General features: G+C 39.2%; 22 protein-coding genes and 2 pseudogenes. 13 read left to right on the top strand and 11 right to left on the bottom strand.

From position 1 onward, the window contains the following. Positions 1–146: 146 nt before the first annotated feature. The 3 genes from O3640_RS05265 to O3640_RS05255 are packed head-to-tail and all read left to right on the top strand — an operon-like array spanning position 147 to position 3,285. Positions 147–1,331, top strand: coding sequence for an efflux RND transporter periplasmic adaptor subunit (locus O3640_RS05265; protein ID WP_125366947.1), 1,185 nt, complete (start codon positions 147–149; stop codon positions 1,329–1,331). After that, positions 1,315–2,010 (top strand): ABC transporter ATP-binding protein, encoded by a 696-nt coding sequence (locus tag O3640_RS05260; protein WP_053794817.1) that lies wholly within the window; start codon positions 1,315–1,317, stop codon positions 2,008–2,010. Before O3640_RS05265 ends, O3640_RS05260 begins: the two co-directional genes overlap by 17 nt. Continuing rightward, positions 2,011–3,285 carry an ABC transporter permease gene (locus O3640_RS05255; RefSeq protein ID WP_268723169.1) on the top strand — a complete coding sequence of 425 codons (1,275 nt, stop codon included), beginning with the start codon at positions 2,011–2,013 and terminating at the stop codon, positions 3,283–3,285. 89 nt (positions 3,286–3,374) lie between these two features. On the opposite strand, the gene lysS is transcribed toward O3640_RS05255, so the two are convergent. The 6 genes from lysS to O3640_RS05225 all read right to left on the bottom strand — a co-directional run bounded on the left by lysS (position 3,375) and on the right by O3640_RS05225 (position 8,476). Continuing rightward, a complete protein-coding gene (gene lysS, locus O3640_RS05250; protein WP_061410994.1) occupies positions 3,375–4,865 on the bottom strand; it encodes a lysine--tRNA ligase in 1,491 nt (496 codons plus the stop codon). A gap of 91 nt (positions 4,866–4,956) precedes the next feature. Further along, positions 4,957–5,598, bottom strand: a complete 642-nt coding sequence (locus tag O3640_RS05245) for a histidine phosphatase family protein (protein WP_125366949.1) — start codon at positions 5,596–5,598, stop codon at positions 4,957–4,959. A 29-nt stretch (positions 5,599–5,627) separates the two neighbouring features. Next, complete coding sequence (locus tag O3640_RS05240) at positions 5,628–6,104, bottom strand: aminoacyl-tRNA deacylase (protein ID WP_125366950.1); 477 nt, start codon at positions 6,102–6,104, stop codon at positions 5,628–5,630. Further along, a complete protein-coding gene (locus O3640_RS05235; protein ID WP_008809027.1) occupies positions 6,104–6,946 on the bottom strand; it encodes a DUF368 domain-containing protein in 843 nt (280 codons plus the stop codon). Before O3640_RS05235 ends, O3640_RS05240 begins: the two co-directional genes overlap by 1 nt. 140 nt (positions 6,947–7,086) lie before the next feature. Next, positions 7,087–7,896 (bottom strand): glycoside hydrolase family 25 protein, encoded by an 810-nt coding sequence (locus tag O3640_RS05230; protein WP_045773799.1) that lies wholly within the window; start codon positions 7,894–7,896, stop codon positions 7,087–7,089. Positions 7,897–7,999: 103 nt separating this feature from the next. Continuing rightward, entirely contained in the window at positions 8,000–8,476 is a 477-nt protein-coding gene (locus O3640_RS05225; RefSeq protein WP_045502074.1) for a glutathione peroxidase, read from the bottom strand. Positions 8,477–8,612: 136 nt separating this feature from the next. Between O3640_RS05225 and ftsW the strand changes: the two genes are divergently transcribed. The 8 genes from ftsW (at position 8,613) to O3640_RS05185 (ending at position 17,991) form a co-directional block, all read left to right on the top strand. After that, positions 8,613–9,824, top strand: a complete 1,212-nt coding sequence (gene ftsW / locus O3640_RS05220) for a cell division peptidoglycan polymerase FtsW (protein ID WP_008809024.1) — start codon at positions 8,613–8,615, stop codon at positions 9,822–9,824. 51 nt (positions 9,825–9,875) lie between these two features. Continuing rightward, positions 9,876–12,722 (top strand): phosphoenolpyruvate carboxylase, encoded by a 2,847-nt coding sequence (ppc, locus tag O3640_RS05215; RefSeq protein WP_125366952.1) that lies wholly within the window; start codon positions 9,876–9,878, stop codon positions 12,720–12,722. Between the two features lie 293 nt (positions 12,723–13,015). Beyond that, positions 13,016–14,212, top strand: coding sequence for an elongation factor Tu (gene tuf, locus O3640_RS05210; protein ID WP_045634647.1), 1,197 nt, complete (start codon positions 13,016–13,018; stop codon positions 14,210–14,212). A 272-nt stretch (positions 14,213–14,484) separates the two neighbouring features. Then, positions 14,485–15,243: a triose-phosphate isomerase gene (gene tpiA / locus O3640_RS05205; protein ID WP_000087899.1), complete on the top strand. Its 759-nt coding sequence runs from the start codon at positions 14,485–14,487 to the stop codon at positions 15,241–15,243. A gap of 129 nt (positions 15,244–15,372) precedes the next feature. Continuing rightward, positions 15,373–15,606 carry a DUF1146 family protein gene (locus O3640_RS05200; protein WP_037622338.1) on the top strand — a complete coding sequence of 78 codons (234 nt, stop codon included), beginning with the start codon at positions 15,373–15,375 and terminating at the stop codon, positions 15,604–15,606. Between the two features lie 39 nt (positions 15,607–15,645). Further along, complete coding sequence (gene murA / locus O3640_RS05195) at positions 15,646–16,926, top strand: UDP-N-acetylglucosamine 1-carboxyvinyltransferase (protein ID WP_012000226.1); 1,281 nt, start codon at positions 15,646–15,648, stop codon at positions 16,924–16,926. Then, positions 16,919–17,107 carry a DNA-directed RNA polymerase subunit beta gene (locus O3640_RS05190; RefSeq protein ID WP_045502090.1) on the top strand — a complete coding sequence of 63 codons (189 nt, stop codon included), beginning with the start codon at positions 16,919–16,921 and terminating at the stop codon, positions 17,105–17,107. The genes murA and O3640_RS05190 overlap by 8 nt, the downstream gene beginning before the upstream one ends. Positions 17,108–17,151: 44 nt before the next feature. After that, positions 17,152–17,991, top strand: a complete 840-nt coding sequence (locus tag O3640_RS05185) for a DNA/RNA non-specific endonuclease (protein ID WP_125366953.1) — start codon at positions 17,152–17,154, stop codon at positions 17,989–17,991. A gap of 213 nt (positions 17,992–18,204) precedes the next feature. Here the strand turns inward: O3640_RS05185 and O3640_RS05180 are convergent, their stop codons facing one another. From O3640_RS05180 to O3640_RS05165, 4 genes and pseudogenes are all read right to left on the bottom strand, one after another. Then, entirely contained in the window at positions 18,205–18,906 is a 702-nt protein-coding gene (locus tag O3640_RS05180) for an alpha/beta hydrolase-fold protein (protein WP_125366954.1), read from the bottom strand. Further along, positions 18,887–19,915, bottom strand: coding sequence for an ABC transporter substrate-binding protein (locus O3640_RS05175; RefSeq protein ID WP_125366955.1), 1,029 nt, complete (start codon positions 19,913–19,915; stop codon positions 18,887–18,889). Before O3640_RS05175 ends, O3640_RS05180 begins: the two co-directional genes overlap by 20 nt. Positions 19,916–20,059: 144 nt before the next feature. Further along, positions 20,060–20,815 (bottom strand): ABC transporter ATP-binding protein, encoded by a 756-nt coding sequence (locus tag O3640_RS05170; RefSeq protein ID WP_125366956.1) that lies wholly within the window; start codon positions 20,813–20,815, stop codon positions 20,060–20,062. Between the two features lies 1 nt (position 20,816). After that, positions 20,817–21,862: pseudogene (locus O3640_RS05165) on the bottom strand (FecCD family ABC transporter permease). Between the two features lie 292 nt (positions 21,863–22,154). Between O3640_RS05165 and O3640_RS05160 the strand changes: the two are divergent. Further along, positions 22,155–22,262, top strand: a pseudogene (locus O3640_RS05160) (DNA-entry nuclease); the annotation flags it as partial. A gap of 50 nt (positions 22,263–22,312) precedes the next feature. Here the strand turns inward: O3640_RS05160 and O3640_RS05155 are convergent. Further along, on the bottom strand, positions 22,313–23,395 hold the full coding sequence (locus O3640_RS05155; protein WP_268723170.1) for a Xaa-Pro peptidase family protein: 1,083 nt from the start codon (positions 23,393–23,395) through the stop codon (positions 22,313–22,315). A gap of 164 nt (positions 23,396–23,559) precedes the next feature. Between O3640_RS05155 and ccpA the strand changes: the two genes are divergently transcribed. After that, positions 23,560–24,564 (top strand): catabolite control protein A, encoded by a 1,005-nt coding sequence (gene ccpA / locus O3640_RS05150; RefSeq protein WP_008809011.1) that lies wholly within the window; start codon positions 23,560–23,562, stop codon positions 24,562–24,564. The last annotated feature ends 123 nt before the right edge of the window (positions 24,565–24,687 follow it).

Below are 24,687 nucleotides of genomic sequence, written 5' to 3'. Positions count from 1 at the left end.
TGCAAAAATCTGCTACGAGAAAAATTGACATTTGAGAAAGATAAAATGTCATTTGAAAATTGCTAAGTTCAAAACAATAGTTCCAGGTTATAATGTATGTTATAATGAAAAAAATTAATTAGATTTCATTTTTAAAGGAGATTCCAATGAAAAAATTGAAAAAGTGGCAGTTGACTGCTCTGATTGCTGTTCCTCTTGTCATTGTAGTAGTTGTTCTTGCTATGCTGTTTTTGAATCAGAAAAGTGGCAGCCAAGAAGCTTTAGATTCGAAACCTATGGTTCAAAAGGCAAAAGAAGGATCAGTAGCATCTTCTGTACTTTTGTCAGGACAAGTATCTGCTAATAATGAGCAGTATATTTATTATGATTCGACAAAGGGAGATCTAGAAGGCGTCCTCGTTAATGTGGGTGATCAAGTTACAGTCGGACAAGCTTTGGTCCAATATCGAAACACTGAGGCGCAATCTAACTATGATTCTGCTGTTCGAGCTCTCAATAAAATTGACCGTCAAATTTACGAACTTCAAAATAATGGGACAGCTCCTACCCCAAGCCCTACAGCGGAAGGAGAAGAATCTGGCGAAAGCACTGCACCAGCGGTTAATACACAACAATCCTTGGATTCTCAATTAAAAGATTTGCAAGACAACCGAGCTGATGCTGCAGATAAAGTCAATAGTTCCAAACTTTTACTTGATGCTACAACTGTATTAAGTACTGTTGAAGGAACAGTAGTTGAAGTTAATCGTGATGTTTCAAAATCAACAACAGGATCTAATCAAACATTGGTCCATATTGTTAATAATGGTAATCTCCAAGTCAAGGGTGAATTGTCAGAGTACAATTTAGCTAATCTGTCAGTGGGCCAAGAAGTCAGCATTACTTCAAAAGTTTATCCAGATAAGACTTGGACTGGTAAAATCAGCTATATCTCTAACTATCCAAAAGATGCTCAGCAAGCAAGCTCAAGTGCGTCAGCTGCTGGAGGATCAGGTGGAGGATCAGGCGCTAAATATCCCTTTACCATTGATTTCACTAGCGAAATAGGTGATTTAAAACAAGGTTTCTCTGTAAATATCGAAGTGAAGAATAACAGCAAGGCAATTCTTATTCCGGTAAGCAGTGTTGTTACTGATGAAGATGGAAAAAATTACATTTGGAAACTAGATGATAAGGGTATAGCTAAAAAAGTTGAAGTCACACTTGGAAATGCTGATGCTGAAAATCAAGAAGTAACATCTGGCTTATCAAAAGATGATAAAGTGATTATAAATCCAACTGCTGATTTAAAAGATGGGCAGGAGGTAAAATCTTATGAAGAAATTAATTGATTTAAGTGGCATCAATAAGAGCTATCGCAACGGAGATCAAGAACTGCAGGTTTTAAAAAACATCAATCTTCAAGTTGAAGAAGGCGAGTTTTTAGCCATTATGGGACCATCTGGATCTGGTAAATCAACCTTGATGAATATTATTGGTATGTTGGATCGTCCTTCTAGTGGAACCTATCATCTAGATGGTAAGGAAGTGGCTCGTTTGGGTGAAAAGAAATCAGCTAAAGTCCGTAATCAGGAAATTGGCTTTGTCTTTCAGCAGTTTTTCCTCTTGTCCAAGCTAAATGCTCTTCAAAATGTTGAATTACCCTTGATTTATGCGGGAGTTTCTCAGTCTAAACGCAAGGCTTTAGCAGAACAATACTTGGAAAAAGTTGAGTTAGGGACTCGGATGCATCACTTACCATCAGAATTATCAGGGGGGCAAAAGCAGCGTGTTGCGATCGCTCGTGCCCTAGTAAATCGTCCCTCTATTATTTTGGCAGATGAGCCAACAGGAGCCCTGGATACAAAAACAGGTGAGCAGATTATGGAATTGCTGACTGAATTAAATAAAGAAGGTAAGACCATCATCATGGTGACCCATGAACCAGAAATTGCAGCCTATGCTAAACGACAAATTGTCATTCGAGATGGCGTAATTTCCTCTGATTCAGCACAGAAAGGAGAAGCATAGATGCAAAACTGGAGATTTGCTATTGGCTCTATTATGGGTCACAAAATGCGCTCCTTTCTAACAATGATTGGAATTATCATCGGGGTCGCTTCGGTTGTAGTTATCATGGCTTTAGGAAATGGGATGCAACAGGGAGTTACCAAAAGTTTCACGAAGGATCAACAATATGTCGCTCTGAATTATTCACCAACAAAGAGTAATTATGTTATGGGGATGAATCTTATGGAAGGCCCTGCAGGAAATGAGGGAGGCAGCCAAGAAGTTGATAACGAAGAAAACGAAGCTCCACCAGTTATTCAAGATGCTTGGGCTAAAGAGCTCTTAAAAATTGATGGAGTGAAAGGTTACTATACAACCAATGGAGGTCCATCTGCAACATTCTCTTATCAAAATAAGAAAGCAGATGGGGTATTTATTACTGGCGTTAGCCAATCTTTCTTTCAAATTAGAAAATACGAGATCTTGGCAGGTCGTACCCTCCTTCCTGTGGATTACCAGCGCTTTTCTAATGTGATGATGATTGATGAAACAGTTGCAAATTCACTTTTTGGAAGTAGCGCAGAAGCCTTAAACAAAATCGTATCAGTAGGAGAAAGCAACTATCGGGTTATTGGAATCTTTAAAGATCCCAATGCTGGTCAAAGTATGAGTATGAGTTCAGGAAGTGCTCTAATGGCTAATACCCAAGTAGCATCTGAGTTTCATTCAGAAGAAATCTCAACTGTTTACGTCTATGTTCCAGAAGTCAGCCGTGTCAACGAAGTTGGGATAGAAGCAGCTAAAAAATTGACCCAGCTTTCAGGAGCACGCCAGGGTGAATATCAAATCTTGAATATGGAGAGTATGCTGGAACAGTACAAGCAGATTACAGGTACCATGACAGGAGTTATTGGCGCGATTGCAGGAATCTCACTCTTTGTCGGTGGTATCGGGGTTATGAATATCATGCTGGTATCAGTTACCGAGCGGACTCGTGAAATCGGTCTGAGAAAAGCTTTAGGAGCTACAAGAGGAAACATCTTAACCCAATTCTTGATTGAATCCATGGTTCTTACCCTAATTGGAGGAATGTTGGGCTTAGGACTGGCTTATGGTATTAACGCGTTAATTGCTGCGGTCGTACCAGAAGATGTCTTTGGTGGACCTCCGATTGTGTCTACTACAGCTGCAGTAGGAAGTCTTGTCTTCTCAGCAATGGTTGGTGTTGTTTTTGGAATTCTACCTGCGAATAAAGCTTCCAAGTTGGATCCAATTGAAGCACTGAGGTACGAATAATGAAATAAGGAAAAGAGTTTAGGAACCTAAACTCTTTTTTTGTTTATAAAAAAACACCGCTGGAGTACAGCAGTGCTTGAATGTGAAAATTATTTCATTGTCGGGAAGAGAAGGACGTCGCGGATAGTCGTAACATCCGTCAGCAACATCACGAGACGGTCGATCCCAATACCTAGACCTCCAGTTGGTGGCATACCATATTCTAAAGCTTCGACATAGTCGTAGTCAATGCCAGTTGCTTCATCATCACCAAGCTCTTTAGCTTTAGCTTGGGCTTCAAAACGAGAGAGTTGATCGATTGGATCGTTCAATTCGGTGAAGGCGTTAGCATATTCTTTGGTCATGATGAAGAGTTCGAAACGGTCAGTGAAGCGTGGATCTTCTGGATTTTTCTTGGCCAGAGGAGATACTGCAACAGGATGACCATAAACAAAGGTTGGTTGAGTTAAGGTTTCTTCAACAAATTCTTCAAAGAAAGCATTAATAACATGGCCGACTTCTGTGAAGTGTTTTTCAAGGGGAACTTTCTTTTCCTTAGCCAAGGCAGCAGCCTCTTCAAAGCTCATATCTTGCCAGAAATCCACGCCAGTAATTTCCTTGATGGCATCTACCATATGAACGCGTTTAAATGGTTCATTAATCTTGATTTCAGTTCCCTGATAGTTGATAGGCCCATCTCCGCATACAGAGATAGCTGCGTGTTGAATAATGCCTTCGGTCAAGTCCATAATATCTTGGAAATCTGCATAAGCTTGGTAAACTTCAATAGATGTAAACTCTGGATTATGAGTGGCATCCATTCCTTCGTTACGGAAGATGCGGCCGATTTCATAGACTCGTTCCATACCACCTACAATGAGGCGCTTAAGGTGCAGTTCAGTCGCAATCCGCAGTACCATATCAATATTTTGGGCATTGTGATGAGTAATGAAAGGACGAGCAGCAGCTCCACCTGCTTCATTGTGGAGAACAGGAGTTTCGACTTCAAGGAAGCCTTGCCCATCTAAGTAACGGCGAATTTCAGAAATGATTTTTGAGCGAGTAACAAATCGATTGAAGCTCTCACGATTAGAAATCAAATCCAAATAGCGTTTACGGTAGATAGTCTCCACATCTGTCAGTCCATGGAATTTTTCAGGAAGAGGACGAAGTGCTTTAGAGAGGTGGGTAATATGGGTAGCTTTGATAGATAATTCTCCCATATCAGTACGCATCACTTCACCTTCAACTCCAAGGAAGTCTCCTAAGTCAGCTTTTTTAAAGATTTCATAGTTTTCTTCACCGACCTCATCTTTGCGGACATAAATTTGAATTTGGCCTTCGCGGTCTTGGATGTGAGCAAATCCAACTTTTCCTTTACCACGTTTAGTCATGAGACGTCCGGCAATAGTAGCTGTATCAGCTAAATCGTGCAACTCTTCTTTACTTTTATCTGCGTATTTTTCTTTTAATTGTCCAGAGTTTGCAGTGCGCTCAAAACGTTTCCCGAAAGGATCAATTCCTTGCTCAGCCAGCGCAGCCATTTTTTCACGGCGAATAATTTGCTGGTCATTTAATTCTTCAAAATGTTCAGTAGTCATGTTTTCCTCCAAAAGTATTCCAATTTATTTTATCACAAAATCTATGGAAATTCACCTATATTTAGCTTTTAAGAAAGAAAAAACTGCGAATTTAAAGATTCACAGTATCAAGATTTTCAAGATGGTCAGTATTGTTCCAGTCTAGTAGAGAAAACTTCTCAAAATCAGTTGTTTCGAGGATAGTGACACTTCCATTACTGAGGCCACCATTTTTTCGTATGCTGCCAACTTCGTAGCCGAGAAGAGTTCGAATTGAAGCCGTAAGATTAGCTCCATGTCCAACAAATAAGAGATTCTCTCCCTCTAAATCTTTTAGAGACTTAATAAAATGGATAACCCGATGGGTCGTTTGGTAAACTGATTCTGCATCAAATAAACTATGGTCAAACTGAGCAAGATTGTGCCGAAAGGCATGCATTTGGTGGGGATATATGGCAGTAATAGTTTCCCATTTGGCTCCCTCTAATTTACCTAAATTCCATTCTCGTAATTCTTCTTTTAAAATAATTTCTTGCGGAAAATGATTTTCTGAATTAATGATTTGAGCTGTCCTAACGGCTCTGGATAAATCACTAGAGAATATCTTATCAAAGCGGGTCTTAGCAAGGTGCTTCCCTAGAATATGTAATTCTTCAATAGCAGTAGGTAAGAGCGGTGAATCACCTCCAGCACCCTGAAAGCGACCTTCCAAATTCCACTCAGTCTTTCCATGACGGATAAAGTATAGTTTCATAGTTTTCTCTTTCAAATGAAGTGCCTGCTCTAATCTTCTTTTATGTCAGCAAATTCTGCTTTGACAAAATCCGCCAAGTCCTGGGGCTTGATTAGAACGCTACGTCCAACTTCTCCAGCGGATACGATAATAGCTTCTCGTTCTAGAGCAACCTGGTCGATGAAGATAGGGTAGGAGTGCTTTTGGCGGATACCAACTGGATTGTTAGCACCATGAACATAGCCAGTTGTCTTTTCGAGTTCCTTTTGAGGAATCATAGCAACCTTTTTATTTCCAGAAATTTTGGCTAATTTTTTCTCAGATAAATGCTCAGTAATGGGGAGAATACCAATAACAGGTCCGGTTTTATCCCCTGTCAGTGCAAGAGTTTTATAGATCTGAGATCGGTCGTCTATGTCTCCAATTTCATTTTCGAGGGCATTAATTTGCAATCCTTGGTGGGGAATATTAGCCTTTGTCAAGATCTGTTCGACCAGTGTTTTTTTTAATTTTGTTTTTTTTGCCATTATTTATACTTCTCTTCTAACTGACTCATCCAAATTCCTAGCCAAATACCTAAGCCAAAGAAGAAGGCTGTTATGACAAAGGTGATAATAGAAGTTCCTGCATAAGTAATGCTTTCACTATTACCAGCATTTGGAATGACAATAAGCAAGGTGCTAGAAAGCACAATACCAATAATGAAATGATAGACTCGCGAATGAAAATTTTTGAGTGCATAGTCCATTGTTTTTGAAAAAGCTATGAGAGCTAAAGCACCTCCGATAGCAATTGGTAAAAATGTTCCAAAAAGATCTAAGGACTTGAAACCAGTCAGCATTGGAGTGTATAAACCTAAAATCAAAAGTAGATTAGAAGGACTGAGTCCAGGGACCAAAATCCCTAGAGCAATCAAGGCTCCCGCTAGCATAAAGGTCAAGAAATTTGCTGGAAGAGTTCCAACCATACTATTGAGAAAATAAAGGAAAAAACCAGACAAGACAAAAGTCAGCCAGAAAATAGCTATATCAATTCGATCACGGTCTGACTCGCGAACAGACTCCTTGACTAGACTAGGAATCGTCCCGATAATAGCGCCTGCAAATCCCCAAAGAACGATAATCTTATAGTGTGCTAGTAAATATTCAACTGGAAGAGAAAAGAGAGCAATTCCAAGAATCATACCTATACCAACCGGAAGGAAAAAGAGGACATTCTCCTTGAAGTTATCTTTGATATGAGCTAGAAAAGATATCATACGCTCATATATTCCCAAAATGGCGGCTAAAACTCCGCCAGAAACACCAGGCAAGATAAACCCTAGTGCGATAATCAATCCTTTAATCATTCTTGTAATCCAAGAAAACATCAAAATCTCCTTAACATGTTCAATGTAGTTTATTATAACATATTTTACTTTTAGTTAGTGAAAATTTAAGTAAAGTCCTAAAATGGGCAGAACTTGCTTAAAGTGAAAAGAAAAAATCAAGTAAAATACTTGATTTTAAATCATTGTTTGCCAAATAATTTGGCATGAGTTTCCTCTCGGTTCTTTAAAGTTGAAATCTGATTTAAGTCTAAAGGATGAGAGAAACCATTTAAAGTTCCTTGGGAAGTATATTGGTGCAAATCATAATCAATGTCAGTCTTAGGAGCAGCATTATAATAACCATTATCGGTTCCATAAGTTGGAATCCAAAGAGCTGTGAATTTCTCAGTATTTATGCTGTGTTCTTCCATGAAGTAAGTACCTACATAAATCCCAATATTTTTCACGCCTAAAGACTCTAATTTAGCACGGAAGGCTTCGACACCTCCATTCATATCAGACATGGTTTTTTCTTCAACATCTAGCCAGTAGTAGGTCGGCTTGTATTTTGATGCGGCCTTGTAAAAACTTTCTGCCTCTTTTTCCATTTCTTTAGTCGAAGAAGCAGATACATAAGCATAGACTGCTACAGGGATGTTGCGTTTTTGAAATTCCTTGATATGGGTTTTGTATGCTTTATCCAGCCCGTTAGCATAAGTAGCAGCATTCTCTTTTTTAGTATAGGAACCGCTCTGGATACGCACAATGACTCCTGAAACATTTTTAGCCAATTGATCATAATCAATCTCGCTCGGAAGCTGCCAACCAGACAAATCGATGATTGGTTTAGTAAGATCTATTTTTTCCGAAGAGCTTGAAGAAGATGATTGGACAGTTTTTGTTTGTTCTCGTTGACCTTTCGCATTCGATAGTTGCCTACTAACCAATATTGTTAGAATAAAGCAGACAAAGAAAGCGAGTACAACGATTGGTTTTATCTTCTTTCTCATACTTTTTTATTGTAACCTAAAAAAAATAAAAAAGCAAAAAAAATCATTTATAATAGAACTTCTGAACACCTACTGTTCAAGTTTTAGCTTATTAGAAATTTATTCATTTTAAAAGTTCTTGAATATCTTTTTCAATATCTTGAGGAGATGTTTGAGGAGAGTAGCGTTTCATCACATGGCCTTCTTTATCTAAAAGAAATTTGGTGAAGTTCCACTTAATATCTTTAGATAGAATTCCCCCCTTTGCTTCTTTAAGCCATGTATATAGTGGGTCAGCTTTTTTTCCATTTACGTTAATCTTTTGAAAACGGGGAAAGCTGGTCTGATAGTTTAGGTTACAGAAATTGTTGATTTCTTCTGCACTTCCTGGAGCTTGATTTTTAAACTGATTGCAGGGAAAATCTAATATTTCAAATCCTTCACCATGATAGCGAAGATATAATTCCTGCAGTCCTTTATACTGTGGAGTAAATCCGCAGCCAGTTGCTGTATTTACAATGAGTAAGACTTTCCCATTAAAACTGTCCAGTGAAAGCTGGCTGCCATCTTGTTTTTCGACAGAAAATTGGTAAACATTCATAGTTTTAGACCTCCAATCAGTTGTTTTCTTACATTTTATCATAAGATTTTGCTACATTGCGAAAAGGATATGGCTTTTTTTTCGTTTTGAAAAATGATATAATGTACAATGAAATTTTAGAAAATTTAGGTGAAGTATGAAGATTGACAAACGACACCTATTAAACTACTCTATCTTAATTCCCTATTTGATTTTATCAGTTTTAGGCTTGATTATTGTCTATTCAACAACCAGTGCGACCTTGGTTCAGTCAGGTGCTAATTCTTTTAAATCAGTTATAAGCCAAGGCATATTTTGGATTCTGAGTTTAATAGCAATTGTTTTTATATATAAGGTAAAGATCGATATTTTTAAGAAACAAGAGGTTTTGTTCGGTTTCATTTTAGTGGAAGTGATCCTGTTACTCTTATCGCGTTTTATAACTCGTGCAGTAAACGGAGCACATGGTTGGCTTTTTATTGGCGGGGTTAGTATTCAGCCTGCCGAGTATCTGAAAATTCTGCTGGTCTGGTTCTTAGCACTGAGGTTTTCAAGAAAGCAGGAAGAGATTGAAATATATGATTATCAAGCTTTAACTTTTAACCGGTGGTTACCCAGAACGTTAAGTGATTGGCGTACTATCACAGGAATTTTGATAGGTATCGTTGTTATCATGCCGGACTTGGGGAATGCTACTATTTTAGCTTTGACTGTCCTAATAATGGTTTCTGTAAGTGGTATTGGACATCGATGGTTCTCAGCCATGCTAGGAATACTGGTAGGAACTTCGACCTTGATCCTATCCAGTATTTGGCTGCTTGGTGTAGAAAAAGTCTCCAAGGTTCCTTTGTTTGGATATGTTGCCAAGAGGTTTAGTGCCTTCTTTAATCCCTTTACAGATGTGTCAGGAGCAGGGCATCAACTTGCGAATTCATATTATGCGATTGTAAACGGAGGCTGGTTTGGATTAGGACTTGGAAATTCAATTGAAAAACGAGGCTATTTACCCGAAGCGCAGACAGATTTTGTTTTTTCAATTGTTATCGAGGAATTGGGCTTTATTGGTGCTAGCTTAATTTTAGCCCTACTGTTTTTCCTAATCTTGCGAATCATTCTGGTAGGTATTCGAGCTAGAGACCCTTTTAATTCAATGGTGGCTTTGGGAATTGGAGGCATGATGCTGACCCAAACCTTTATAAACATTGGAGGGATCTCAGGATTGATTCCTTCAACAGGGGTGACTTTTCCATTCCTATCACAAGGTGGGAATAGTCTCTTAGTTCTGTCAGTTGGAATTGCCTTTGTACTCAATATTGATGCCAACGAAAAACGAAACAATATCAATCGTGTTTTAGAAGAAACTTTGTGAGACCGGCTGGTTGTTAGCTAGTCTTTGTCCTTAAATAGAAAGGTTCAGACCATGTCATTTAATAAGTTAGAAAGCTTTAGTAATAAAGATGTTATTCGAGAAGAAGTTTCCATTTTGACGGACTTACTTACTGATGTTACGCGTAAAATTCTTAGTCCTGAGACATTCGAAAAGATTGAAATGATGCAGGATTTAGCTGTTCACTCCAAATACCAGGAACTAAAGGAAATCGTAGAAGAACTAACAACAGAAGAAATGGTCTATATTTCTCGTTATTTTTCTATTCTGCCACTCTTGATTAATATTTCTGAAGACGTTGATCTAGCCTATGAAATCAATCATCAGAACAATATCGACCAAGATTATCTTGGAAAGCTGTCAACAACTATTGACTTGATTTCAACGCGGGAGAATGCAAAAGAAATTCTAGAGAATTTAAATGTTGTTCCGGTACTGACAGCTCACCCAACTCAGGTGCAAAGAAAGACAATGCTGGATCTGACAAATCATATTCACACCCTTTTGCGTCAGCATCGAGATGTTAAGGCTGGTCTGGTTAATGAGAAGAAGTGGCTAGGCAACCTTCGTCGTTACATCGAGCTTATGATGCAGACAGATATGATTCGGGATAAGAAACTAAAAGTAACCAATGAGATTACCAATGTCATGGAATACTACAATAGCTCTTTTCTACAAGCCATTACCAACTTTATGGTCGAATACAAACGCTTGGCAGAAGAGCGGGGCATCAAGTTGGATAATCCTAAACCTATTACCATGGGGATGTGGATTGGTGGTGACCGGGATGGGAATCCTTTTGTAACAGCAGAAACCTTGAAACTATCAGCCACTCTCCAGAGTGAAGTCATTCTCAACTATTACATTGACAAGGTTTATACACTTTATCGTACTTTCTCTCTGTCAACGAATCTCTCAGAAACTAGTCAGGCAGTAGCAGAAATGGCTGCTTTGTCAACTGATAAATCTGTTTATCGTGAAAATGAGCCTTACCGCCGTGCCTTCCACTATATTCAGTCCAAGCTGATTCAGACCTTGCTGTACCTGAAAGAAGGAAACTTTTCTAATGAAGGTCAGCGCTTGACTGATCGAGCTGAGAAAACATTATCTGCCAAGACAACTCCTTCTGTGAGTAATAAGGGACGGGAAATTATTCCAAACTATATTCAGTCTCGTATCAGTGAAACCTTAACTGAGTTGAAGAAGGAGGAAACACCTTCTTACAAAACTGCAAAAGAATTCAAAGAAGACTTACAGGTCATTTATGATTCTCTTATCGAACATCATGGTGAGGCTTTAGTGACAGGAGACCTGACAGAACTTTTACAAGCAGTAGATGTTTTTGGTTTCTTCTTAGCCAGCATTGATATGCGACAGGATTCTAGTGTTCATGAAGCTTGTGTGGCTGAGCTCTTGGCATCAGCAAACATTGTAAAAGATTACAGTAGCTTATCTGAAGAAGAAAAATGTCAGGTACTACTTAAGCAATTGCTTGAGGATCCTCGCATTCTATCAGCTACTCATGAGCCTAAGTCCGAACTTTTGCAAAAAGAATTAGAAATTTTCAAGACTGCTCGACAGCTGAAAGATGCACTTGGGGAAGAAGTCATCAAGCAGAACATCATTTCTCACTCGACCAGTGTATCAGACCTACTGGAGTTGGCTATTATGCTGAAAGAAGTAGGACTGATTGATGAAAATGGGACTCGAGTACAGATTGTTCCTCTTTTTGAGACAATTGAAGATTTGGACAATTCATGCGAAACAATGGAAAAGTATCTATCTTTGCCTATTGCTCAGAAGTGGATTGCCTCTAAGAATAATTACCAAGAAATCATGTTGGGTTACTCAGACAGTAATAAAGATGGTGGTTACCTATCTTCTTGCTGGACTCTCTATAAGGCTCAGCAACAGCTGACTGCTATCGGTGATAAATTTGGTGTTAAAATTACCTTCTTCCATGGTCGTGGAGGTACAGTTGGCCGTGGTGGCGGTCCAACCTATGAAGCGATCACCTCACAACCCCTACGAAGTATCAACGACCGGATCCGCCTTACTGAGCAAGGGGAAGTTATTGGAAACAAATATGGTAATAAAGATGCAGCCTACTATAATTTGGAAATGCTCGTTTCTGCAGCAATCAATCGAATGGTAACACATAAGAAAAGTGATGCCCATACATCCAATAAATATGAGCGGATCATGGATCAAGTTGTCGAGCGAAGCTATCAGATTTATCGTGATTTAGTCTTTGGCGACGAACGCTTTTATGATTATTTCTTTGAATCTAGTCCAATCAAAGCGATTTCTAGCTTTAATATTGGCTCTCGTCCTGCAGCTCGTAAAACGATTACTGAAATCGGTGGTCTTCGAGCGATCCCATGGGTCTTCTCATGGTCTCAAAGTCGAGTGATGTTCCCTGGTTGGTACGGTGTTGGCTCGAGTTTCAAGGAATTTATTGATCAAGATCCAGAAAATAACCTTGCCTTTCTACAACTTATGTACAAGAGATGGCCATTCTTCAAATCTCTATTATCAAATGTAGACATGGTCCTTTCTAAGTCCAATATGAACATTGCTTTTGAATATGCTCAGTTATGCGAAGATCAGAATGTTCGGGATATTTTCAATATTATCTTGGATGAGTGGCAACTAACTAAGAATGTTATTCTTGAGATTGAAGGACACGATGAACTCTTGGCTGAAAATACTTATCTAAGAGACAGCTTGGACTATCGTATGCCTTACTTTAATGTTTTGAACTATATTCAACTAGAGCTGATTAAACGTCAACGCAATGGTCAGCTCACGCCTGATCAAGAGAAGCTGATTCACATCACTATTAATGGTATTGCGACTGGTTTGCGAAACTCAGGTTAATACGAAGAAAAATCGGAAATATTTCCGATTTTTTTTAATCGATTAAATCATTTTTGTAGTTTTGTTAAACCCTTTAAGGAAGTAAGAAGAGAAGCAGATGATGAGTTTTAGAATATACGCTAGTAGTCAACTTGTCATATACAAGTTGAGCTTTCTGTTAGAAAAGGTTTATTCACAAAAAATGTGTAAAAGGCTTGCATTTTCACTAGAATTTGATAAAATAGTAAGGAAAGTTAGACTGTATTGCCTACTGTCTATCTATAAAATATATTTTATTGGAGGCTTTTACTCAAATGGCAAAAGAAAAATACGATCGTAGTAAACCACACGTTAACATTGGTACTATCGGACACGTTGACCACGGTAAAACTACTTTGACAGCAGCTATCACAACTGTATTGGCACGTCGCTTGCCTTCATCAGTTAACCAACCAAAAGACTATGCGTCTATCGATGCTGCTCCAGAAGAACGCGAACGCGGTATCACTATCAACACTGCGCACGTTGAGTATGAAACTGAAAAACGTCACTACGCTCACATCGACGCTCCAGGACACGCGGACTACGTTAAAAACATGATCACTGGTGCCGCTCAAATGGACGGAGCTATCCTTGTAGTAGCTTCAACTGATGGTCCTATGCCACAAACTCGTGAGCACATCCTTCTTTCTCGCCAAGTTGGTGTTAAACACTTGATCGTGTTCATGAACAAAGTTGACTTGGTTGACGATGAAGAATTGCTTGAATTGGTTGAAATGGAAATCCGTGACCTCTTGTCAGAATACGACTTCCCAGGTGACGATCTTCCAGTTATCCAAGGTTCAGCTCTTAAAGCTCTTGAAGGTGACTCTAAATACGAAGATATCATCATGGAATTGATGAACACTGTTGATGAATACATTCCAGAACCAGAACGCGACACTGACAAACCATTGCTTCTTCCAGTCGAAGACGTATTCTCAATCACTGGACGTGGTACAGTTGCTTCAGGACGTATCGACCGTGGTATCGTTAAAGTCAACGACGAAATCGAAATCGTTGGTATCAAAGAAGAAATCCAAAAAGCAGTTGTTACTGGTGTTGAAATGTTCCGTAAACAGCTTGACGAAGGTCTTGCAGGGGACAACGTAGGTGTGCTTCTCCGTGGTATCCAACGTGATGAAATCGAACGTGGACAAGTTATTGCTAAACCAGGTTCAATCAACCCACACACTAAATTCAAAGGTGAAGTTTATATCCTTACTAAAGAAGAAGGTGGACGTCACACTCCATTCTTCAACAACTACCGTCCACAGTTCTACTTCCGTACAACTGACGTTACAGGTTCAATCGAACTTCCAGCAGGTACTGAAATGGTAATGCCTGGTGATAACGTAACTATCGAAGTTGAATTGATCCACCCAATCGCCGTTGAACAAGGTACTACTTTCTCTATCCGTGAAGGTGGACGTACTGTTGGTTCAGGTATGGTTACAGAAATCGAAGCTTAATTCAATTAAGTTACCAGATTAACAATTTAAGTCAGACACTAAACCCGCTTATGCGGGTTTTTTTATATTTTTTGAAAGAAGGATTTGTTTACTAATATTCCTAACACCAATGTATTTAGCTTCATAATGGACATATAGCAAGGTCTTTTATAAAATAGAGAGCAGTATTTTAGCCGTTTCAATTTGATAAAAACTTAGCAAGCGCCTTTATTTATTGAGCCAACTGTGATACAATGGAACATGAAAATAAAATGAAAAAAGAGGTATGTGAAATGTCACGTAAACCATTTATCGCTGGTAACTGGAAAATGAACAAAAATCCAGAAGAAGCAAAAGCATTCGTTGAAGCTGTTGCATCAAAACTTCCTTCATCAGACCTTGTTGAAGCAGGTATCGCAGCTCCTGCAGTTGATTTGACAGCTGTTCTTGCTGCTGCTAAAGGTTCAAACCTTAAAGTTGCTGCTCAAAACTGCTACTTTGAAAATGCAGGTGCTTTCACTGGTGAAACTAGCCCACAAGTTTTGAAAGAAATCGGTACAGACTACGTTGTTATCGGTCACTCAGAACGTCGTGACTACTTCCATGAAACTGACGAAGACATCAACAAAAAAGCAAAAGCAATCTTTGCAAACGGTATGCTTCCAATCATCTGTTGTGGTGAGTCGCTTGAAACTTACGAAGCTGGTAAAGCTGCTGAATTCGTAGGTGCTCAAGTATCTGCTGCATTGGCTGGATTGACAGCTGAACAAGTTGCTGCATCAGTTATCGCTTACGAGCCAATCTGGGCTATCGGTACTGGTAAATCAGCTTCACAAGATGACGCACAAAAAATGTGTAAAGTTGTTCGTGACGTTGTAGCTGCTGACTTCGGTCAAGAAGTTGCGGACAAAGTTCGTGTTCAATACGGTGGTTCTGTTAAACCTGAAAACGTTGCTTCATACATGGCTTGCCCTGACGTTGACGGTGCCCTTGTTGGTGGAGCTTCACTTGAAGCTGAAAGTTTCTTGGCATTGCTTGACTTTGTAAAATAATGATTAGACATAAGCTTGTTGCTGTAAGGCAACAAGCTTTTTTCTGTCAGAACTTGCTTCAAGAACAAGGCGAGAGGGGATAAGTAAAGGTCATTTCCCATTATTTAGTATTTTTGGTATAATAGGTCTATGATTCAAATAGTTTTTACGCTTAGCAGTCATTTACTATTTATTTTTTTGTCTCATCAGTTATTATCTAGTCTTGTTAACTGGGAGAGGCTCTTGAAAGTAAATGCTGATAATGCTTTAAAAATTCGCTTACTCATTCTATTCTTGAGTATTGCGCTTGGTTATCTGGTTAGTCTCTTTTTCCTAAGTATTTATCAAGTAAGTTTTGATATTTTGAATGGAAACGTAAAATAAGAGAGAAACTAGAAACAATGAATGAGTAAGGGAGTATATATGGATAAAATTATTATTCAAGGTGGAAATAATCGCTTAGTTGGAACAGTACAAATCGAGGGTGCAAAGAATGCAGTCTTGCCTCTTTTGGCTGCAACCGTCTTGGCAAGTAAAGGAAAAACGATTTTAACAAATGTACCCGTCCTTTCAGACGTCTTCACCATGAACAATGTTGTTCGCGGTTTAAATACTACTGTAGACTTCAATCAGGATGAGCATGAGATCGTGGTCGATGCTAGTCAAGATATTACAGAAGAAGCCCCCTATAAGTATGTCAGCAAGATGAGGGCATCTATTGTCGTCCTAGGGCCTATCTTGGCGCGTAATGGACATGCTAAGGTATCAATGCCTGGTGGCTGTACGATTGGAAGTCGTCCAATTGATTTACATCTGAAAGGCCTTGAAGCAATGGGGGCTGAGATTACTCAGACAGCCGGCTATATTGAAGCAAAAGCAGATAAGTTGCACGGGGCACATATTTATATGGATTTCCCGAGTGTAGGCGCGACTCAGAATATTATGATGGCTGCGACACTGGCTGAAGGGACAACTGTTATTGAAAATGCCGCTAGAGAACCAGAGATTGTTGATCTAGCTGTCTTGCTCAATAAAATGGGAGCAAAGATCCGTGGTGCAGGAACTGAGACTTTAACTATTCTTGGAGTCAAAGAATTAACAGGAACCAAACATAGCGTTGTTCAGGATCGAATTGAAGCGGGAACATTTATGGTTGCTGCTGCTATGACAGGTGGTGATGTTCTGATTCAGGATGCTATTTGGGAACACAATCGTCCATTGCTAGCTAAGCTTCAAGAAATGGGTGTATCAGTAACTGAAGAAGAAGAGGGAATCCGGATTCAATCAGATTTATCTCGCTTAAAAGCCGTTAGTGTTAAAACCCTGCCTCACCCAGGTTTTCCAACGGATATGCAGGCTCAGTTTACTGCCTTGATGACTGTAGTCCGTGGCGAATCAACCATGATTGAAACAGTTTTTGAAAATCGCTTCCAACATTTAGAAGAGATGCGTCGTATGGGCTTGCACTCTGAAATTATGCGGGATACAGCAAGAATTGTTGGAGGGCAGAAGCTTCAAGGAGCAGAGGTCATGTCTACTGACTTGAGAGCTAGTGCGGCCTTGATTTTGACGGGCCTTATCGCTAGTGGGGAAACCAAGGTTAGCAAATTAGAGCATTTAGATCGTGGTTACTATCTTTTCCATGAGAAATTGGCTGCTCTAGGAGCCAACATCAAGCGTGTGAAGGAAGATGATGATGAATGATGAGTTAAAATATGTAGCGAAACAAGTTGGGATTGTTCTCTTAGTAATTTTCTTGGGGCTCCTTGTCTTTGCTATTGGTTTAGTTATTGGTTATGGTGTGATTGGTGGTGGCGATAATCCTTGGTCCATCTTATCACCTGATAAATGGCAGAGCATTATTAATAAATTCACAGGTAAATAAGGAGTATAGGGCAGTTTGTCCGCTCCTATTTTTATGAGGAAAAAATGAAGAAGAAACAAGAAGAGAAACTCTTTCAAAGCATAGTAGGACTGATTCTGGCACTTGTTCTGATAGCTGGTGCTAATTATTACTCAAACCATCAGAATCAGGATAACATAAAGTCTAATCCACAGGTTCAAAGAACAGGAAGAAGGGATATCTCAACTCCCGAGCAAGCACTATCTCAGAGTGTATTGACTGATTCTGTTCGTAAGCAATTAAAAGGTAGCATAGAATGGAATCAGGCAGGTGCTTTTATTATTAATGGCAACAAGACAGACCTGAATGCTGATATTGCCAGTCAGCCTTATGCACAAAATCAAACGAAGTCAGTCCAGGGACAGTTAGTACCAATAATTGGGAACGCACTGCTTTCTAAACAGACTAGACAATACAAAAATCGAGAAGAAACAGGAAACGGGACGACAAGTTGGGTTCCTGCCGGCTGGCATCAGTTGAGAAATCTTAGTGGAGATTTTAATCATGCTGTTGATCGAGGGCATTTATTAGCATATTCTTTAGTCGGAGGCTTAAAGAACTTCGATGCTTCTACAAGTAACCCAAAGAATATCGCTGTTCAAACAGCTTGGGCAAATCAGGCAAACAGTCCTTCGTCTACTGGACAAAATTTTTATGAAAGCTTGATTCGGAAGGCTTTGGATAAAAAGAAGAGAATCCGTTATCGAGTTACCTTGATTTATGCTAATCCTGATGACTTAATAGCAGCGGGCTCTCATTTGGAAGCAAAGTCCAGCGACGGAAGCCTCGAGTTTAATGTCTTCGTTCCAAATATTCAAACCGGGATTCGTATTAACTATAGAACTGGAGAAGTAACAGTAGAGTAGTTATATAGTAAAACAGAAAAAGCACCAATTTTACCCTACCCTAGTTTTTAGATTATTTCTATCTAAGTCTTAGGGGGAAGTAAATCTGGTGCTTTTTATCATCTTTCTAAAATCAGAAGAGATGAGGAAGGTAGAAGCCGTCTACTTCAATAAAAATTAAAGTGTTTCTCTATATAGTGCCATGATTAGATTAAAGTTTTTCAAGAAAGATAGTTAACTAGTTGTTTCTAAATGCCAGTATTGAACTAACCATTTTATAAAGGAATCATACCTTGATTGAAGAGCTTCATGATGTCCATAAGGGTCAATAATGGAGCACGTGGTAAGGATTTCTTTCTGAATCAAGCGATGAATTTCTTCAGCATAAAAAGGAGCTTTGGAAAGTCGGTTCGAGTGATTCGCGCCTTCTGTCTTTCCATTCTGCAAATAGACTAGACAGTCCCTGTTTTTCAAGTCCTGTGTCTGGCAATAGTCGGTAAAACCTGGGTACCAAAAGGAACCGCAGATAGAAAAGATGCAGGGGATCTTGCAGTTGCTATAGAGGCTGTATACAGCAACTAGTCCACCGAGAGAGTAGCCACCATAGGCAATTCTCTTGTCGTCCAGTAGGTAGTGCTGTCTGATTTCTGTTAAAATACCGCTGAAGAGCTTTTGATGGTAGCTATCTGCTCTGCCGCCAAAATCGGGATTGCCAGGCTTTAGAGCATTGGCTTTCCAAGGCGTATAATCGTCCAGACTGTTGTTCGATATCAGTCCAATCAAGATTACCGATGAGGAAAGTCTGTTCAGGTAGTTTATCTGGCCATCATTTAGCAAGATTGCTGGATAAGGTCGTGATCCGTCATAATCTTGGGGCAGAGTAATATTGACAGTGATACCCTCCCAGACAAAGGCCTTATTTATTGATAAAGTCATTGATTTTCTCAAGAGAGTCGATGACAGCAGGACCATAATCCATAAACTCATCATAGGAGATGGTCATGATTTTTTGATTCTTAACCGCTGGGACATCTTCCAGAACTGGATTGGCTTTCATTAGATCAACTGCTTGCTCATCCATGGACTTGTTGCGGTCACTGGTTACGTAGATGATGACTTCTGGATCCATAGAAACCAGGTTTTCCAAGGTCAAGTCAGAGGTTCCGGTCGCTACATTGGTATAGCCGAGCTGGTTAAGCAGGCTCTCCTGCAGGGCAGATTTATAAGCACCGAAAGTCTCATCGTTGTAAGCACACATGATAAGCGCTTTTTTCTTTTCGCCTTGGCTAGCCTTATTAGCTTTCTTGACAGTGTCAATTCTTGCCTGTAGCTGGTCAGCATACTGATTGGCCTTGTCTTGAACGTTAAAGATGGTTCCTATATTCTTGACATCTTCAACGATATTTCCTAGGTCTTGCTTGGTATTGGACAGGGAAGCCTTCTGTGTGTAGACAGGGATTTTGTTTTCATTCCAGGCACTGACTGTCCCCAGAGACTTCTCGGAAAACATCATGTTTCGGCCAAGAAGAGCATCTGGCTCATAGGATAGGACAGTTTCCTGTGATACGGTTTTCTTGTCGCCGACTTGCGGAATGGTGGCAATATCAGCCTTGTATTTATCTGTGACGTTGTTGTCTGGATTGAGCATACCAGCGATCTTGTCTTTCAATCCCAGTTCAATCAAGATTTCGGTCGTTGAAAGGTTATTGGTGATGACCTTTTCCGGTGCCTTTTCAAAGACCTGATCAATCTCCTTGCCTTCGGCATCGTAGGTTTTGATTGTCACTGGATATTTTGTCTCTGCTGTGCTCTTTTTCGCGTTTTGTGTTTTTGAGGAAGATTGCGAAGTTGAGCTTTCTTTCGTACTTTCCTTAGATGAGGAATTGCAGGCTGCCATTGTCAGTGCAGCAGTCGCAACGAGTAAGATACTGAGTGTTTTTTTCATATACATTTCCTTTCATGTGTTGTGAATATAGCCAGATTAGGCTAAGGTTTTCAAAAAGTGGCCACTCAAAAGTTTCCATTAATTATAAGAAAGTCACATTGGAAACAATTTTTTCTTCAACTATTCATCTCTGAAAATAGTTTCTTAGAGATACTGAATCATTGCTTGTTGATCGCTGGTCCAAGCGACCTTGCTTTGAACACCATAAATGGCTTGCAGTGATTCTTGACAAATTACTTCTTCAGGGATGCCTTGGTATAGGATTTCACCTCCTTTCATAAGATACAGATAATCTGAGTAGCGACAGGCTAATTGAATATCGTGTAGAACAGCCAATACGTTGATATCTAAGTCTTTAACAATACTTAGAATATCCAGCTGATATCTAATATCCAGATGATTAGTTGGTTCATCTAACAGGAGCAGACTTGGTTGCTGGGCTAGAGCTCTAGCCAACAAGACTCTTTGCTTTTCTCCTCCTGATAGGGAAGAGTAGGAGCGTTTGGCTTTGTCGACCATATCTACTTTAAGTAAAGATTGATGAACCAAGTCATAATCTTCTTCTTGTACTCTCTGTAAAAAAGATAGGTGGGGGATTCGCCCCAGTAATACGATTTCCTCAACAGTGGTGTCAAATTGCAACTGGTTAAATTGACTGAGAACTGCCATGCCTTTAGCGGTAGATTTTAAACTCAAATTTTTTAATGGACTTCCGTTTAAAAAAATCCTACCACTGTCTGGTTTAATTTGGCGATATATAGTTTTCAATAGGGTTGTTTTACCGCAGCCGTTGGGTCCAAGAATAGTGTGGAATTTTCTCCCTTCGACTTTTAGAGAAATGCCATTTAAAATTTTTTTCTGGCTAATTGAATAGTGAATATCTTCGCAAATTAGATCCATCTCAATTAAGCACCTCCTTTCGACTTTTAGCAACCACATAGATAAAAAAGGGAGCTCCTACTAAAGCGGTAAAAATACCAATCGGAAGTTCAGAGTTTTTTATTAAAATCCGGGAAAAAACATCGGCCCAAAGAACAAAGAGAGCTCCAAGAAGGCTGGCTATGGGTAAGATTTCTTTATAATTGCTTCCTATTAGGGCTCTTGCTAAATGAGGAGTAATCAATCCTACAAAACCAATAATCCCGCAAGACGCCACTAGCATAGCAGTGATAATCGCGACAATAGTGATATAAAGATACCAATAAAAGCGTAAGGGCACACCCAATGTTAAAGCAATTTCTTCCCCCATCGTCATGGCGTTAAAAATTCGATATTGAGACCAAAAGAACAAAAGGGAAAGACAGACAATGAAAGCAGGAAAAGTTAGATTCGACCAAGATGCCCCTGCCAGAGAACCCATAGTCCAAAATTTGATAGTCAAGGCGCTATCAGCATTGGCGCCAAGAGAAATGATAAAATTAGCAAAGGCGATAAAGAGGGCGTTAACTACTGTACCGGAAAGAATCAGACTGGATGTTGTCGACTTTCCTTGTATAGTCGCAATTAGTAAAACAGCAGCGGTTGCTAGAAGTGCTCCCGTAAAAGCAGCAACTCCAGTGAAGACTTTAAGGCCTAAAATGATACTGAGTGTAGCTCCAAAAGTAGCTCCTGAAGAAATCCCCAGAATGTAAGGTTCGGCAATGGGATTGTTGACTGTGGACTGCATCACACACCCGCAGATAGAAAGTCCAGCTCCTGCAATAATGGCAAGGAGTACTCTTGGGATTCGCATATTCCAAACGATTGCAATACTTGATTTGGAAAGGTATCCTATATTTGAGAACCAACCTAACTTACTAAATACAATCCGGTAGGTATCTAACAAATTGATTTTAACAGCTCCTAAAGAAACAGATAAAAACAATGAAAAAGTAAAAATATGATGAGAAAAAGTAAGAGAACAAGATAGCTAAGGTAGCCTCTCCCTCTGCCTTTCTTGAAGGACATAGATGTCTCCTTAAAACAAAAATATATTAGAATATTCTGATAATTTAATAAAATTATATCATTTTAAAAAAAGAAGGGCAAGGGAAGACCTGATTTGAAAAGTTAATCATTTATTCCTATAAGAATTTCACGAACTAGTTACAGACTGTTTTTCGGGATTCTTAAGTTTTTAGGAAAAAGCAAGCCTGAACAATAGAGTTCAGACTTGTAATTAAGGGCAAGAGGATCTAAGAAAGTGTAAAAAATTTCAGTCCAATAACGATTAGAAGCAAAGAAAGGAGTAATCTTTCGTCTGGAAACCAAATCAAGCGATGGGAGTCTCGAGTTTAATACTTTCATACCGAATATTCAAACGGGGATTCGTATTAACTATAGAACTGGAGAAGTAACAGTTGACTAAGTAGATATCAAACTAGCAAAAAAGCACCGCAATGGGTGCTTTTGGCTATTCTAATCAAAGTAGAGCAAGTCCTTGCTAGTCTCAGTAAAGAGTTCAAATCCGTTTTTAGTGACATACCCACAATCTTCAATGCGGACACCGACCTTGTCAGGAATATAAATACCTGGTTCAACAGAGAAGCACATACCTTCTTCAATAACCATGTCATTACCTTCCATGATAGATGGAAATTCATGAACATCCATACCAATACCATGGCCGAGACGATGGTTGAAATATTCGCCATAGCCAGCTTTTTCGATAACTTGTCGAGCGGCCCGGTCTACCTCATGAGCTGTCACACCTGGTTTGATAAAGTCAAGTGCAGCTTGCTGAGCTTCTAATGTTAGATGGTAGATATCTTTTTTGAACTGGTCAGGTTGGCCAACTGCAACGGTCCGTGTCATATCACTAGCATAGCCATTAACCATACATCCTAGGTCAAAGAGTAGGAGAGCATTGTTTTCAATTTTGTTTGCTCCTGGAATACCATGAGGGTTGGCTGCATTATTTCCAGTTAGGACCATAGTTTCAAAACTCATTTCATAGCCTTCTTGCTTGATGGCGAAATCAATCTGAGCAATGATGTCTGTTTCAGTTTTATTTAAAGAAATATTGTCAAAACCAATGTTAACGGCTTTGTCAGCATATTGGCCTGCTACAAGCATTTTTTGGATTTCATCGGCAGACTTAATCAGGCGCATCCGTTGAATAAATGGTGTAAGGTTTGTAAATTCAGCCTGTTCAAAGACAGTCTTCAAACCGTGGTATTTAGTTAAAATTAAGTTGTCAAATTCAACAGCCACAGCCTTAACTGCTTCGACTGGTAGGGAAGCCTTAATCTTTTGCCAAGGGTTTTCAGAATCTACATAACCTACTACAGGAAAACCAACGGTACTAGAAGCACGCTCTACTTCTAAAGCGGGAACAAAAAGTATAGGTTCTTGATCTGTGAAGACAAAGAGAAACATTTGACGTTCATGAGGGTCACTATAAAATCCGGTTAAGTAATGAATTGTGACTGGATCTGAAATGATTGCAGCGCCTTTTTTCTCATTTTCAAGAAAATTACGAATTTGATTCAATTTTGTCATAATGAAACCTTCTTTCTATGCCTCTATTTTGGCAAAAAATGGCTAAAAAAGCAAGAGTTTTCAAATAAACTCATCAAAATGCTTGAAAGTGTTTCCAAGAAGTGATAAAATGTTCTTGGTAGGAATATGAAAACGTTATTTTCAACTTTAAGAAAGGAAGCAATATGAACACAGACGATACAGTAACCATTTATGATGTCGCCCGTGAAGCAGGGGTTTCTATGGCGACAGTTAGTCGTGTAGTTAATGGAAACAAGAATGTAAAAGAAAACACTCGGAAAAAAGTTTTGGAAGTAATTGATCGCCTTGATTATCGTCCAAATGCAGTAGCTCGTGGTTTGGCTAGCAAGAAGACTACGACAGTTGGTGTTGTGATTCCAAGTATTACAAATAGTTATTTCTCAACACTCGCCAAGGGAATTGATGATATTGCTGAGATGTATAAATACAATATCGTCCTAGCAAATAGTGACGAGGATGATGATAAGGAAGTTTCAGTTGTAAACACTCTCTTTTCGAAACAAGTAGATGGTATTATCTTTATGGGTTACCACCTTACTGAAAAGATTCGTTCAGAATTTTCACGCTCACGCACGCCAGTTGTCTTGGCTGGAACTATTGATGTGGAGCACCAATTGCCAAGTGTTAATATAGATTATAAACAGGCTACAATTGATGCTATCACATTCCTTGCTAAGCGCAATAAAAAAATTGCTTTTGTATGCGGACCTTTAGTTGATGATATCAATGGAAAAGTACGCTTATCCGGTTATAAAACGGCTCTTAAGAGTAAAAAGCTGTCATACAGCGAAGGTCTTGTTTTTGAGTCTAAGTATAGCTATGATGATGGCTATAATTTAGCTGAACGAGTAATTGCTTCTAAAGCAACGGCTGCTTTTGTTACAGGTGATGAGCTGGCAGCTGGTCTTTTAAACGGACTAGCTGATCGTGGAGTAAAAATTCCAGAGGATTTTGAAATTATTACTAGCGATGATTCACAGATATCTCGCTATACACGTCCAAATTTGTCGACTATCAGCCAGCCTTTATATGATTTAGGTGCTATTAGTATGCGTATGCTGACTAAAATTATGCACAAGGAAGAGTTGGAAGAACGCGAAGTTGTTCTATCTCATGGTATTTACGAACGGGACTCAACTAGAAAATAAAAGTTAAAGTCACCATTTGGTGGCTTTTTTTGTATGCAGTTTGAGGCTACTTATTGGCAAGAAAAGCAATAGGATTGAGAGATCCATACCTGCTTTTGCCATTTAAAGTTTAATTTTTTTCTG

The organism is Streptococcus sp. 27098_8_75 (assembly GCF_041432475.1).
Classification (GTDB): domain Bacteria; phylum Bacillota; class Bacilli; order Lactobacillales; family Streptococcaceae; genus Streptococcus; species Streptococcus gordonii.
Note: the sequence above shows the minus strand (reverse complement) of the source record. Positions and strands in the feature narration are given on the sequence as shown.

Bases quoted from the DNA above. Each gene is read 5' to 3' on its own strand.
- O3640_RS05200 (WP_037622338.1), top strand. From the start codon at position 15,373: ATGATTCAAATAGTTTTTACGCTTAGCAGTCATTTACTATTTATTTTT.
- tpiA (WP_000087899.1), top strand. From the start codon at position 14,485: ATGTCACGTAAACCATTTATCGCTGGTAACTGGAAAATGAACAAAAAT.
- O3640_RS05180 (WP_125366954.1), bottom strand. From the start codon at position 18,906: ATGACTTTATCAATAAATAAGGCCTTTGTCTGGGAGGGTATCACTGTC.
- O3640_RS05240 (WP_125366950.1), bottom strand. From the start codon at position 6,104: ATGGCAAAAAAAACAAAATTAAAAAAAACACTGGTCGAACAGATCTTG.
- ccpA (WP_008809011.1), top strand. From the start codon at position 23,560: ATGAACACAGACGATACAGTAACCATTTATGATGTCGCCCGTGAAGCA.
- O3640_RS05190 (WP_045502090.1), top strand. From the start codon at position 16,919: ATGAATGATGAGTTAAAATATGTAGCGAAACAAGTTGGGATTGTTCTC.
- tuf (WP_045634647.1), top strand. From the start codon at position 13,016: ATGGCAAAAGAAAAATACGATCGTAGTAAACCACACGTTAACATTGGT.
- O3640_RS05260 (WP_053794817.1), top strand. From the start codon at position 1,315: ATGAAGAAATTAATTGATTTAAGTGGCATCAATAAGAGCTATCGCAAC.
- O3640_RS05255 (WP_268723169.1), top strand. From the start codon at position 2,011: ATGCAAAACTGGAGATTTGCTATTGGCTCTATTATGGGTCACAAAATG.
- O3640_RS05185 (WP_125366953.1), top strand. From the start codon at position 17,152: ATGAAGAAGAAACAAGAAGAGAAACTCTTTCAAAGCATAGTAGGACTG.
- O3640_RS05170 (WP_125366956.1), bottom strand. From the start codon at position 20,815: ATGGATCTAATTTGCGAAGATATTCACTATTCAATTAGCCAGAAAAAA.
- O3640_RS05225 (WP_045502074.1), bottom strand. From the start codon at position 8,476: ATGAATGTTTACCAATTTTCTGTCGAAAAACAAGATGGCAGCCAGCTT.
- ppc (WP_125366952.1), top strand. From the start codon at position 9,876: ATGTCATTTAATAAGTTAGAAAGCTTTAGTAATAAAGATGTTATTCGA.
- ftsW (WP_008809024.1), top strand. From the start codon at position 8,613: ATGAAGATTGACAAACGACACCTATTAAACTACTCTATCTTAATTCCC.
- O3640_RS05265 (WP_125366947.1), top strand. From the start codon at position 147: ATGAAAAAATTGAAAAAGTGGCAGTTGACTGCTCTGATTGCTGTTCCT.
- lysS (WP_061410994.1), bottom strand. From the start codon at position 4,865: ATGACTACTGAACATTTTGAAGAATTAAATGACCAGCAAATTATTCGC.
- O3640_RS05245 (WP_125366949.1), bottom strand. From the start codon at position 5,598: ATGAAACTATACTTTATCCGTCATGGAAAGACTGAGTGGAATTTGGAA.
- O3640_RS05175 (WP_125366955.1), bottom strand. From the start codon at position 19,915: ATGAAAAAAACACTCAGTATCTTACTCGTTGCGACTGCTGCACTGACA.
- O3640_RS05235 (WP_008809027.1), bottom strand. From the start codon at position 6,946: ATGTTTTCTTGGATTACAAGAATGATTAAAGGATTGATTATCGCACTA.
- murA (WP_012000226.1), top strand. From the start codon at position 15,646: ATGGATAAAATTATTATTCAAGGTGGAAATAATCGCTTAGTTGGAACA.
- O3640_RS05230 (WP_045773799.1), bottom strand. From the start codon at position 7,896: ATGAGAAAGAAGATAAAACCAATCGTTGTACTCGCTTTCTTTGTCTGC.
- O3640_RS05155 (WP_268723170.1), bottom strand. From the start codon at position 23,395: ATGACAAAATTGAATCAAATTCGTAATTTTCTTGAAAATGAGAAAAAA.